We start from the raw sequence: 11,675 nt of genomic DNA, 5'->3' as shown, positions 1-11,675 counted from the left end.
GGGCTGGGGTATCCGGCTTGGCGGGCGGTGTATCGGGTGGCGCGGGGGGCTGTGTACCAGCACCTGCTGCGCCAGCGTTCTTGCCAGCGGCATTCCCGGCATCTGTATCGGTCGGCGCGGTGTTCGCGGTCCCCGGGGTGGCGGGAGCGGGGGCTTTCTTGCGGTAATAGGCAATCAGCTTGTCGGCGGTCACTGTCACGTCGCCCCGGACCGCCTGGGCCTGATCGTAGGCGGTGACCTTTTTCTGGTTCTGATCCCAGTCGAACCCGCCTTTTGCCGTTACGGTAATCTGCCCGCCATGCGAAAGGTCTATGGCCTGGGCGCGGGCGGCCTGCGGGGCAAGGCAGAGGGCAACCGCCAGCGGAACGGCCACGGCCAATGCGGGCAGCAGGTGGCCCGGTACAGGGTTTGGCACATGGCCCATTACAGGACCCGGTACGTGGCCCGGCATGCAGCCCCGCGTGCGGCTGGACTGGCAGCCCATACCCCGTATCCGGCCCGGCTGCGTGCGTAACCCGGTGTTGCGACCCTTGGTCAGAAGTGGCAGGGCAGGCGGCTTGTGCATGTCAGGACGCCTTTCCGCTGGGGGTGGGTTCGCTGTGGCGGTCATCGTTGAGCAGCATGCGCCCCGGTCCGCGGAACTGGGCAATGCCGTCGTGCTGGGACAGTACGAACCCGCGCGCGTCCAGCACGCCGAAGGGGCCTTCGGCATGGACCCAGGAGTCGGAGGCGATAATACCGCGTCTGACATCAATATCGGCCACGGGGCTGTGCATCATCAATCCATCGTCGCGGTACAGCGTGACTTCTCCGGTCAGGTCAAGAATCTGTCCGTGCTGCATGTACACGCCTTTTTCCGATCGGACCAGAAGCCAGCTCCCCCCCTGGGAGAGAATATCCGCCGTAGGTTTGATCAGATCCATCCGGTTGTCGTTGACCTGATGTACGCTGTCCGCCGTAATCATGAAGGGGCGGTTGTGTTCGTCCATGCCCCGATAGGTGGCCCCGATCAGGTTGCCGCTCTCGATCTTGACGCGGGCCAGTTCCTTCAGTGTCGTCTTGTTGGCGTTGATCAGGCGGTCCACCTCGGGCCAGATGGCGATCGTGGCCAGCAGCCCCAGGGCCGCGGCGGGCAGGAACCATTTGGCCCAGCGCATGAGGGTACGGCGGCGGGCCAGCTTTGCGGCATCGGGCGGGGTGCGGCGCAGCGACGGCGCCAGACGTTCGCGCTGGTTGCGCACGAGGCTTGCCGGGCGTGCAAAGTCCTCGCGCCGGGGGCGTGTGTCGGGGCGTTCGTCCTGGGGGCCGTCGGGTGTGGTGTTCATCCCACCCCGGCTCGGATCAGGTCATGGACATGAACGACACCAATGGGCCTGTGCTGTGCATCCACCACAAAAAGCGACGTGACAGGCCGTGTGCGTTCGTTCATGGCGCGTAACGCCTCGGATGCGACGACATCGGGCTCTATGGTAAGCGGCCTTGGGTTCATCACGGTTTCCGCCAGGGTGGTTGTCAGGTCGTGGTCCAGCGCGCGGCGCAGGTCACCATCCGTGATCAACCCCGCCAGCGTGCCATTCTGCCCGACAATCCCCACGCAGCCTAGCGCCTTCTGTGTCATTTCCATAATGATATCGCGCATGGGCGTATCTGGCCCCGCCAGGGGCAGGGCCGGGCCGGTACGCATGAGTTCGCTGACCGTGCGCAGGCGCGCGCCCAGCCGCCCGCCGGGGTGGAATGTGCCGAAATCGGTCGCGGTAAAGCCCCGCAGGCGCAGCAGGGCCACGGCCAGCGCGTCGCCAAAGGCAAGCTGGATAGCCGTGCTGGTGGTGGGGGCCAGCCCCATGGGGCAGGCTTCGGGCATGCTGGGCAGCGTCAGCGCCACGGTTGCGCGCAGGGCCAGGGTGGAGTCCGCGCGGCTGGTCACGGCCAGCAGGGGCAGGCCGGTCTGGTGGGCGTGGGCCGCGATATCGCCCAGTTCGGTGGTTTCGCCCGAGTTGGAAAACGCCAGAATGGCATCTCCCCGCTGCACCATGCCCAGATCCCCGTGCGAGGCTTCCGCCGGGTGGATATAGAGGGACGGCGTGCCGGTGGAGGCCAGGGTGGCCTGGATCTTGCGTGCGATATGGCCGGACTTGCCAATGCCCGTCACCACCACGCGGCCGGGCAGGGCCAGCAGAATATCCAGCGCGCGGGCAAAGGCGTTGCCGAGCATATGGGGGGTTTCGAACGCGTGGGCCAGCGCATTCAGCCCGGCCTGTTCGGTGCGCACGACATCGGCGGCATCCGCCCCCGGGCGGCGGCCCGCAGCCTGATCGCCGGGGCGGGTGTGCGCCCCGTTATCTGCGCCGGTCACGGCGGTTGGCTGGCTGGCGTCACGCGGGGTGGCGGGCGGGAAAGCGGGAGAGGTCATGCGTGGGGCTGTCCGGAGTTGCCAGAGGAATAGCCAGAGGAATAGCCAGAGAAATAGGGGGCCGGGCTGCGCGCAGGTCTGCGTGTCGGGCGGGGGCGCAGGCTGTGTGCGGGCATGAGCTGCCGTTCAGCCCCGGTGGGAGAAAATATCAGGGTCTTCATATCCCAAAAGGTCCAGGCGGGCGCGGGCGGGCAGGAAGTCGAAACACGCCTGCGCCAGATCGCGCCGTCCTTCCCGCGCCAGCAGGCTGTCCATTTTTGCCCATAACGCGTGCAGATACAAAACGTCCGACGCGGCGTAGGCCAGTTGCTCGGGCTTGAGAACCGCTGCCCCCCAGTCCGATGTCTGCTGGTGCTTGCTTAAATCCACGCCCAGCATTTCACGGCACAGGGCCGCCAGCCCGTGCCGGTCCGTAAAGGTGCGTACAAGCCGGGCCGCGATCTTGGTGCAGACCACGGGGCTGACCGTAATACCCAGCGCATGTTGCAGGATGGCGACATCGAACCGGGCGAAATGCATGATCTTGGTCACGTCCGGGTCGGCCAGCACGCGTTTGAGGTTGGGGCAGTCATACCCCCTGCCACCCAGTGCCGCGGGAATGATCTGGACCAGATGGGCCGTGCCGTCACCAGCCGAAAGCTGGACAAGGCACAGCCGGTCACGATGGGGCTTCAGGCCCATGGTTTCCGTATCCACGGCCACCGAACCGCTGAAGGCAAGGCCATCGGGCAGGTCGTTGCGGTGGAGGGAAATCGCCCCTTCGGAAGGGGCCGGGGCTGTGCTCATGACCCGCTCCTGTGTGCTGCTGGCCGGGCTGTCGTGCTGTGGGCCTTCTGCCAGACGGATACAGCCGCGGGGCATGAATGTCCATTCCCGTGCCGATGCGGGATAGGCGGAGCCCCCGCTCTTGCGCTAGGGGAATAGGCACGATCTCTCCCTCAAGCCGGAACAGCCTTGCCCATGCGACCACCCCGTACCTCCCGGCCCGCGCGCCGCCCCCGTTCCACCGCACCTGCGGGGCCCGGGCGCGAAGGCGGGGCGGCCCCTGCTGGCCGGTGCTGGCTGTTCGGCACCCATGCGGTGGCGGCCGCCCTTGCCAACCCGCGCCGTGTTTTTGAACGCCTGCTGGTGACGGAGGCCGAACATCCCGCGCTGGAAGAGGCCATGAAGGCCCCGGGCGGCCTGCGGATTACCCCCGAACTGGCGCCCCGCGCCCGGCTGGATGACCTGCTGGGCGCGGACGCGGTGCACCAGGGCGTTGCCCTGCTGGCCCGGCAGTTGCCATCTCTGGCGCTGGAGGAGGCCCTGGCCCGCCCCGGCCCGGTGCTGGTGCTGGATCAGGTGACGGACCCGCGCAACGTGGGGGCCATCCTGCGTTCGGCGGCGGCGTTCGGTGCGGCCTGTCTTGTGGTGCAGGACCGCAACGCACCGGAGGAGACGGCCGTTCTGGCCAAGGCGGCCTCCGGCGCGCTGGAAAGCGTGCCCATCGTGCGGGAGGTCAATCTCTCCCGCGCGATCGAGATGCTGCAAAAGGCGGGGTGCTGGACCGTGGGGCTGGATGCGGGCGGGTCCATGCTGGATGGGGGGTCTTTTGCCAACCGTCGCGTGGCGCTGGTGCTGGGTGCCGAAGGCCGTGGCCTGCGCCGCCTGACGCGTGAAAGCTGCGACGAAATCGCCGGGCTGTACATGCCCGGGGAGATGGAAAGCCTGAACGTCTCGGTCGCTGCCGCTGTAGGGCTTTACGAACTGGTGCGGCGGGGCATGCCCAAAGCGTAGCAGCCCCCGGCCACGATAAAGCCGACATAATAGCCGATATCGGCGCCGCCCAGCCACCGCGCCACCGGCCCGGTATACAGCCCGCTGGTGGAAAACAGTGCAATGGTCATGACGGCGGTCAGGACGAAAATGGTGGCCCCCCGTGTCCAGCCGGGGGGGACGGGGTGTACCGTGCGGTCCCCGAAATACCAGTCGGCCAGCACAATGCCGATCCATGGTGCGATCCAGTACATCGTCACCAGCAGGTAGTCGGTATACAGGGATGCGTAACGCCCGGCCCCCGCCACGGCCAGCCCGTACCCCAGTGCCGCCGTCAGCACCGCCGCCGCCACGCGGGGCACATGCAACCCGGCCGAGATCAGGCTGTAGCTGGCGGTGTTGTCATTGAACGCATTGCCGGTAATGGAGGACAGCGCAATGGCCGCCAGAGCCACCGCCCCCAAAGGCCCCATGGCCTGCTGGAGCGAGGCAATGACCGCCGTGGGCGAGGCGTCCGCCACGCTTCCGGCGGAGACAAGGCCCAGAATCTGGAACGGAATGGCCGAGCCTAAAAGCCCGCCCAGTGCTAGCAGCACGACTTTTGTGGGGTTGGACGCTGCCGGCAGGTAACGGGTGTAGTCCGATGAATAGGACGCCCATGACAGGTTGAAGCTGACCAGAATACCGACTGCCAGCACAAAGGTGCTGGCACTGACAGGTGTCTGGGCGGCAAGAGGGGCCTGCCCCCTGAGCGCGAACACGATCCCGATCACCGTGAACACCACCAGCAGCAGCCCGCCCAGATATTTCTGCAGGGCCTGAACCACATGGTGGCCATAGATGGAGGCCACCATCTGCGTTCCGGCCAGCACGCCAAGGGCAAGCCAGAACGGGGCCCGCAGGCCCACCGTCAGCAGCAGGGCCACAAGGGCCGTGGCGGCGGGCACGTTGTTCACCGCGTCCCACCCCACGCAGTAGATCCAGTTCAGGAACGCGGGCGGGCGCACGCCAAGCCGCCCCAGTGCCCGGCGCGATGCCTCCATCTGCGTCAGTCCCGTGGCCGGGCCGATGGCGGCGGCATAAGCCACGGGTAGCGCGCCAATGATATTGCCCAGCACGATAGCCATGACCCCGGTTAAAAAATCCAGCCCCATATGGCTGAGCAATGCGCCCGTCACCCAGCCGCCCGGGCCCAGATTGGGCGAGAAATGGCTCCAGAACACGCGGTCCATTTTCATGGTCTTGCGCGATACGGGCACGGGTTCACGCACGGATGCGGCGGACAGGTCCTCCATCAGCCCGTCATGGATCGGGGTTGGCCGGGCGGTCTGGGTCATGCGTAGGGGCTCCTGCCTGCGGGGTTCAGGCATGAAATGGAAAGGATGGCTTTTTCAGGTCAGGTCGGTTTCGGGCATTGTGCCCGGGGCGCCGGAGGGCTGGCGGGTATAATAGGTTTCCGCCACACGGATGGGCAGCAGGTCCATCATGCGCGACCCCAGCACCAGCCAGCGCGGAAAGACAATACGGCGTTCGTCGCGTGCCAGCCCGCGCAGGATCCGGCGGCAGGCCGTGTCCACATCGCTCAGCCCGGGCATGGGAAAGCTGTTGCGCGCCACCATGGGTGTGTTCACAAAACCGCAGACCACCGAACTGAGCAGAATGCCCGCCCGGCGCGTGTTGCCGCCCGTGGCCACCATGAACCGGTCCACTGCCGCCTTGGCGGCCGAATAGGCGGGCGTGCCGGGGAAGGAAACAAGCCCCGCGACCGAGGAAATGGCACAGATCCGCCCGCGCACGCCATCCGCCCCACGGGGCTGGCCCCGCATGACATCGAGCGCGGGCAATACGGTGTTGAGCACGCCACCCAGGTCGGTCTCGACAATACGGTGCACCTGTGCCGCGGGTTCGTACGGGTCCAGTCCGGGGCGGGGCAGGTGGGTGCCGCCCGTCACCCCCGCGCAGGCCAGCACAAGGTCAAGCCGTTCCGTGCCGCGCACCCAGTCATTCATGGCGCGTCTGTCGGTTACATCGCCCAGGGTGGTGGTAACGTGGGCGCCCCGGTCCGCGCAGTGCCGGGCCGTGGCTTCCAGCCGCTGCGCATTGCGCCCGCCCAGCCACAGCCTGCGGCCCGGTCTTGCCAGCGCGCAGGCCAGGGCCCGCCCCATGCCCGAAGACGCACCGGTGATCAGAACGGAGTTGAGGGTCATCATACGGTTTGGGTCTTCACCTTCATTGCGCCACCCGGTGGCGTAGCATGGCCGCTTCTGGCATGAAGGGGCAAGACTGGAACATGAAATGTGCGGGATATGGGAAACGGCATGGCGCAGAATGCAGACACGCATCCGAACGTGGCGGCACGCAGGGGGGTGTGTCTTATCATATCGGCCCCGTCGGGGGCGGGTAAATCGACCATAGCCAACGCCCTGCGCGCGTCGGACAACCGGCTGCGCCATTCGGTTTCGGTCACCACGCGCCAGCCCCGCCCGGGCGAGAAGGAAGGCGTGCATTACTACTTCCGCACCATGGACGAGTTCGAGACCATGGCAAAAGCGGGCGAACTGCTGGAATGGGCCACCGTGTTCGGCCGTGGCTACGGCACCCCCCGCGCGGCGGTGGAGGCGACCCTTGCCGCGGGCCACGACATGGTGTTCGACATTGACTGGCAGGGCCATGCGCAGATCCGCCGCGCCCTGCCCGACGATGTGGTGAGCCTGTTCGTGCTGCCGCCCTCGCTCGAGGAACTGCAACGCCGCCTGCATGGCCGCGCCTCCGACCACCCGGACGAAATCGCGCGCCGCATGGCCGCCGCCCGGGACGAAATTTCGCACTGGCAGGAATTCGATTACGTGATCGTCAACACCGAACTGGACCGCGCCATAGCCGAGGCCCGCGCCGTGCTGGTGAGCGCGCGCCAAGCCGTGCGCCGGCAGACAGGGCTGGTGAAATTCGCAGAGTCGTTCGGAGCCTGAACGCGGTGGATTTTTCAGCCATTACAGTCCTGTGCGTGGGCGACGTCATGCTCGACCGGTTTTTATACGGCCGGATGGAGCGCATCTCGCCCGAGGCCCCGGTGCCTGTCCTGCTGCTTGATTCGCGGCGCGAAATGCCCGGCGGTGCGGGCAACGTGGTCAGCAATGTTCTCTCGCTCGGGGGGCGGGCCGTGCTGGTCGGTCTGGTGGGCGATGACGAGGCCGGGGCCACCCTGCGCGCCGTTCTGGCCGAACAGGGCAGGCTGGTGGATGCAACGGTGCCCGACCCCAGCCGCCCCACGATCTGCAAGACACGCTTTATTGCCGCACACCAGCAGGTCGTGCGGGTGGATGAGGAAAGCAGCACTCCCCTGACCGATACGCAGGCCCATGCGCTGTGCCGGGCGGTGCAGGCCCATATTGCCGGTGTGCAGGCGGTTGTGGTGTCCGATTACGGCAAGGGCGTGTGCGCCCCCGCCGTGCTGGACTGCGTGTTCGCCGCAGCCGCAGCCCATGGCGTTCCTGTTTTTGTGGACCCCAAACAGACCGATTATGCGCTGTATCGCGGGGCTGCGTGCATTACGCCCAATGCGCGTGAACTGGCAGCCGCGTCGCACATGCCGGTGGACACCCAGGCACAGGTCGAAGCGGCGGCCCGTGCTGTCATGGACCATGCGCAGGCCGACGCCATTCTGGCCACCCGGTCCGAAAAAGGCATGATGCTGGTGCGCCGCAACGGGGCCGCGTTATCGGTCCCGGCCCGCGCGCGTGAGGTTTTTGATGTGTCGGGGGCGGGGGATACGGTCATTGCCACGCTCGCACTGGCCGTGGGGTCGGGCCTGACGCTGGAGCGCGCCATGCGGGTGGCCAATGCGGCGGCCGGTGTCGTGGTGGGCAAGCTGGGCACGGCCACGGCCGATATTGACGAAGTGCTGCGCGAACTGGCGGGGCAGGAGGGTGCGCAGGACGTGCCGCATCTGCTGTCCCTGCCGGCGGCCTGCGCGCAGGTGGCCCGCTGGCGGGAGCAGGGGCTCAAGGTCGGGTTCACCAACGGGTGTTTCGATATTCTGCACCCCGGTCATGTCAGCCTGCTGGCCCAGGCCCGCGCCGAATGCGACAGGCTTGTGGTCGCCCTCAATACCGATGCCTCGGTCCGGCGCCTCAAGGGCGAGAGCCGTCCCGTCAACACCCTTCAGGCGCGGGCGGCTGTCATGGCGGCCATCCGCTATGTCGACGGCGTTGTGGCGTTTGACGAGGATACGCCGCTCGAGACCATTCGCGCCCTGATACCCGATGTGCTGGTGAAAGGGGCTGACTACCGGCCCGAGAACGTGGTGGGGGCGGACCTTGTTCTGGCGGCGGGTGGACGGCTGGTGCTGGCCGATCTGCAGGCCGGGCAGTCCACGACTGCTATCATAGGACGGGCGCGCGGGGCATGACCGGTCCCGCACGCCACGTCGTGTCAGCGGGGGCGGGGGAGCATGCGTCCGCGCTTGTGGCCGTGCGCGACCGGTTTGCGGACTGGATGTTCGGGCAGGCGCTGCCTTTCTGGGCCGATGTGGGGTGTGACGGCACGGCGGACGACCCTGCCTGCCTGGGGGCGCAGGAATACCTGACGCTTGCGGGGCAGCCCGCCCGCCCGCCGTTTAAGCGTGTGCGGGTGCAGGCGCGGCAGTTGTTCGTGTTTTCCTGGGCGGCGCTGCGGGGCTGGCCACAGGCGGCCGCCCGTGCGGATTGCCTGTACCGTTTTCTGTTACGTGCACACCGCCCGGATGGCGGCTGGGCCCGCCTGCTCACGCGTGACGGGGCGGTGCTGGACCCGACGGCCGATCTGTATGATCTGGCCTTTGTGGTGTTCGCCCTTGCGTGGTACGCGCGCATACAGGGGCCGTCGGGGCAGGCGGCAGAGCTTGCGCGGGGCACCCTGGGCTGGATAGGCCGCAGCATGGCCCTGCCCGATGGCGGGTTTTATAACAGCCTGCCCGATGACGGTCAGCCCCGGCAGCAGAACCCGCACATGCACCTGTTCGAAGCCGTACTGGCCCTGCACCGGACCACGGGAGACGACGCGGATCTGGCGCTCGCGCATGAGTTGTACACCCTGTTCCATACCCGTTTCCAGGACCCGGTTACGGGGGCTCTGGGCGAATATTTCGGCCCCGGCTGGCAGCCCGCCGGGGGAGAGCGCGGGGAATGGACCGAACCGGGGCACCATTTCGAATGGGTATGGCTGTTGCAGGCGTATACGGCGCAGTCCGGTGTGCCGACGCATGAGCAGGCGGGGCGGCTATACCGTTTTGCCCGCGCCCATGGGCTGGAGCCGGTCACGGCCTTGGTGCGGGACGGGGTCAGTCGCACCGGCACGGTGCTGAAGCGCTCCGCCCGCCTGTGGGCGCAGGGCGAAGGCTTGCGTGGCGTGCTGAACCACCCCGCCCCCGATGCAATTCCTCTTGCCACCGCCATGGCTACCAATCTGCTCGACCGTTACCTGACCGGTTGCCCGGCAGGCACATGGATCGACCAGCTTGACGATCATGCAGACCCTGCGGTCGAGCGTATTCCCACCAGTTCGCTCTATCATATCGTAACGGCCTATGACGCGCTGGATATGGCGGCGCGTGCCGTTGACGACCGGGTATAAGGGCCCTCCATGCGGTGCCGCGTCATGTCTGGTGGTCGGGCCTGTTGAGCGACTTTTTTGAAATAACACATTGATAGAAAATGATAAAATTTTTCGGTCGCAGCTTTTTTCAAAATAAAGAGCTGTGCTCCGCAGCGGGTTGCCAAAAAGCGCTCTCAACAAAAATCAGGAAATTTATGATATAGGCCGCAGGCCGAATTTCAGGGCAGGCTGGGCGGGCCATGCACGGTTTTCGGAGGCTGCGTTCTCTTTCGGGAACGGGGTAAAACCTGCTAGAGGCAGGGCATGAGCACAGCAGAAACAGACCAGCAGACGCAGGAAGGGCTTCTGGCCCTTGGCCTGCGCCAGCCCCCCGCGAATATCGAGGCCGAGCAAGCCCTTCTGGGCGCGTTGCTGACCAACAACCGCGCCTATGACCGCGTGTCCGACTTTCTGGCGGGGGAGCATTTCGCCAACAAGGTCAACGGCCAGATTTTTGACGCCCTGGCCCGGCGGATCGAGGCGGGGCAACTGGCCGACCCCGTGACCATGCGGGCCGAATTCGAACATTCGGGCATTCTGCAAAGCGTGGGCGGGCTGGCCTATCTGGCCAAATTGCTGACCTCCATGGTGGGGATCATCAACGCCGGGGATTACGGCCGCGCCATCCATGACGCCTGGATACGCCGCCAGTTGATCGATATTGGCGAGACGGTGGTGAACAACGCTTTCGGGGTGGAAGGCGGACTGTCTGGCCAGAACCAGATCGAGGCGGGGGAAGAGGCCCTGTTCAGGCTGGCGACTGAAAAAGGCAAGGAGGGCGATTTCGTGCCCTTCCACCGCGCGCTGGCTGGTGCGATCGATGTGGCGGCCCTGGCGTTCAAGAGCGAAGGGCATGTCACGGGCCTGACCTCGGGCCTGCGCGACCTGGACAAGAAAACCGGCGGCCTGCACCCGTCGGACCTGCTGATCCTGGCCGGGCGTCCCGCCATGGGCAAGACGGCCCTTGCCACCAAGATCGCCTTTTCCGCCGCTCGTGCCCTGCTGGACGAGGCGGAAACCGAAGGTGGCAACCCACGCGGATCGGTGGCGATCTTCTCGCTCGAAATGTCGGCTGAACAGCTTGCCACCCGTATTCTGTCCGAACAGGCCGAAGTATCGGGCGAGCGGATCAGGCGCGGTGATATCGGGCAGAAGGAATTCGACCGTTTCGTGCGGGTCAGCCACGAACTGTCACGCCTGCCGCTGGTGATAGACGACACGCCGGCCATATCCCTTTCGGCCATGCGGACACGCTGCCGCAGGCTCAAGCGTACGCAGGGGCTGAACCTTGTGGTGGTGGACTACCTCCAGCTCATGCGGCCATCGGTCGGCACCCGGCCCGAAAGCCGCGTGCTGGAAATTTCCATGATCACGCAGGGGCTCAAGGCCATCGCCAAGGAACTGGAGGTTCCGGTCATGGCGCTGTCCCAGCTGTCGCGCCAGGTGGAAAGCCGCGAGGACAAACGGCCCATGCTGTCGGACCTGCGTGAATCCGGCTCCATCGAGCAGGACGCCGATGCCGTGATGTTTGTCTTTCGTGACGAATATTACCTGCAACAGCGCATGCCCAAGGAAACCGCCTTCGATTCCACCGACAAATATTCCGCCGCGATGGATGACTGGCAGCGCAAGATGAGCCTGGTACACAACAAGGCGGAACTGATCCTGGAAAAACAGCGTCACGGACCGACCGGGACGATCAACCTGTTCTTCGAAGGCGAATACACGCGCTTTGCCGATCTGGATACGATGCACGAGCCCTGATCGGGGGCATGCCCGGTCTGGCCTAGAAAGACCGCCCGCCATGTGCCGCACCGGCCCCGGCCCCCCCCCCCGGGGGGGGGGGGGGGGGGGGGGGGGGGGGGGGGGGGGGGGGGGG

10 protein-coding genes and 1 pseudogene are annotated in these 11,675 nt (G+C 66.4%); 5 read left to right on the top strand and 6 right to left on the bottom strand.

Going from position 1 to position 11,675, the window contains the following annotated elements:
- The 4 genes and pseudogenes from ABF990_RS14355 to ABF990_RS14340 all read right to left on the bottom strand — a co-directional run.
- Positions 1–424 (bottom strand): annotated as a pseudogene (locus tag ABF990_RS14355) (hypothetical protein); the annotation flags it as partial.
- Between the two features lie 142 nt (positions 425–566).
- Positions 567–1,325, bottom strand: a complete 759-nt coding sequence (gene lptC / locus ABF990_RS14350; protein WP_415492319.1) for an LPS export ABC transporter periplasmic protein LptC — start codon at positions 1,323–1,325, stop codon at positions 567–569.
- Positions 1,322–2,410 (bottom strand): KpsF/GutQ family sugar-phosphate isomerase, encoded by a 1,089-nt coding sequence (locus tag ABF990_RS14345; RefSeq protein ID WP_415500261.1) that lies wholly within the window; start codon positions 2,408–2,410, stop codon positions 1,322–1,324. The genes lptC and ABF990_RS14345 overlap by 4 nt, the downstream gene beginning before the upstream one ends.
- Before the next feature lie 126 nt (positions 2,411–2,536).
- Positions 2,537–3,196, bottom strand: a complete 660-nt coding sequence (locus tag ABF990_RS14340) for a ribonuclease D (RefSeq protein ID WP_415500260.1) — start codon at positions 3,194–3,196, stop codon at positions 2,537–2,539.
- 174 nt (positions 3,197–3,370) lie between these two features.
- Between ABF990_RS14340 and rlmB the strand changes: the two genes are divergently transcribed.
- Positions 3,371–4,186, top strand: coding sequence for a 23S rRNA (guanosine(2251)-2'-O)-methyltransferase RlmB (rlmB, locus tag ABF990_RS14335; RefSeq protein WP_415500259.1), 816 nt, complete (start codon positions 3,371–3,373; stop codon positions 4,184–4,186).
- Here the strand turns inward: rlmB and ABF990_RS14330 are convergent.
- Together ABF990_RS14330 and ABF990_RS14325 are read right to left on the bottom strand one after the other, a co-directional pair.
- Positions 4,150–5,502 carry a purine-cytosine permease family protein gene (locus ABF990_RS14330; RefSeq protein ID WP_415492323.1) on the bottom strand — a complete coding sequence of 451 codons (1,353 nt, stop codon included), beginning with the start codon at positions 5,500–5,502 and terminating at the stop codon, positions 4,150–4,152. The genes rlmB and ABF990_RS14330 overlap by 37 nt on opposite strands.
- 54 nt (positions 5,503–5,556) lie before the next feature.
- The gene (locus ABF990_RS14325) at positions 5,557–6,372 is read right to left on the bottom strand and encodes an SDR family NAD(P)-dependent oxidoreductase (RefSeq protein WP_415492328.1); all 816 of its coding nucleotides are present in this window, start codon (positions 6,370–6,372) and stop codon (positions 5,557–5,559) included.
- A 111-nt stretch (positions 6,373–6,483) separates the two neighbouring features.
- Here ABF990_RS14325 and gmk point away from each other — a divergent pair, with 111 nt between their 5' ends.
- The 4 genes from gmk (at position 6,484) to ABF990_RS14305 (ending at position 11,560) form a co-directional block, all read left to right on the top strand.
- A complete protein-coding gene (gene gmk / locus ABF990_RS14320) occupies positions 6,484–7,134 on the top strand; it encodes a guanylate kinase (RefSeq protein WP_415492324.1) in 651 nt (216 codons plus the stop codon).
- Positions 7,135–7,139: 5 nt separating this feature from the next.
- On the top strand, positions 7,140–8,573 hold the full coding sequence (gene rfaE1 / locus ABF990_RS14315; RefSeq protein WP_415492325.1) for a D-glycero-beta-D-manno-heptose-7-phosphate kinase: 1,434 nt from the start codon (positions 7,140–7,142) through the stop codon (positions 8,571–8,573).
- On the top strand, positions 8,570–9,775 hold the full coding sequence (locus ABF990_RS14310; protein WP_415492326.1) for an AGE family epimerase/isomerase: 1,206 nt from the start codon (positions 8,570–8,572) through the stop codon (positions 9,773–9,775). Before rfaE1 ends, ABF990_RS14310 begins: the two co-directional genes overlap by 4 nt.
- A 285-nt stretch (positions 9,776–10,060) precedes the next feature.
- Positions 10,061–11,560 (top strand): replicative DNA helicase, encoded by a 1,500-nt coding sequence (locus ABF990_RS14305; RefSeq protein ID WP_415500258.1) that lies wholly within the window; start codon positions 10,061–10,063, stop codon positions 11,558–11,560.
- Positions 11,561–11,675: the final 115 nt, after the last annotated feature.

This window comes from Acetobacter sp. (genome assembly GCF_047723915.1).
In the GTDB taxonomy this organism is placed as follows: Bacteria; Pseudomonadota; Alphaproteobacteria; order Acetobacterales; family Acetobacteraceae; genus Acetobacter.
This window is presented reverse-complemented; position numbering and strand designations above follow the sequence as displayed.

Coding starts and splice junctions, on each gene's coding strand:
- lptC (WP_415492319.1), bottom strand. CDS start 1,325: ATGAACACCACACCCGACGGCCCCCAGGACGAACGCCCCGACACACGC.
- ABF990_RS14345 (WP_415500261.1), bottom strand. CDS start 2,410: ATGACCTCTCCCGCTTTCCCGCCCGCCACCCCGCGTGACGCCAGCCAG.
- ABF990_RS14340 (WP_415500260.1), bottom strand. CDS start 3,196: ATGAGCACAGCCCCGGCCCCTTCCGAAGGGGCGATTTCCCTCCACCGC.
- rlmB (WP_415500259.1), top strand. CDS start 3,371: ATGCGACCACCCCGTACCTCCCGGCCCGCGCGCCGCCCCCGTTCCACC.
- ABF990_RS14330 (WP_415492323.1), bottom strand. CDS start 5,502: ATGACCCAGACCGCCCGGCCAACCCCGATCCATGACGGGCTGATGGAG.
- ABF990_RS14325 (WP_415492328.1), bottom strand. CDS start 6,372: ATGACCCTCAACTCCGTTCTGATCACCGGTGCGTCTTCGGGCATGGGG.
- gmk (WP_415492324.1), top strand. CDS start 6,484: ATGGCGCAGAATGCAGACACGCATCCGAACGTGGCGGCACGCAGGGGG.
- ABF990_RS14310 (WP_415492326.1), top strand. CDS start 8,570: ATGACCGGTCCCGCACGCCACGTCGTGTCAGCGGGGGCGGGGGAGCAT.
- ABF990_RS14305 (WP_415500258.1), top strand. CDS start 10,061: ATGAGCACAGCAGAAACAGACCAGCAGACGCAGGAAGGGCTTCTGGCC.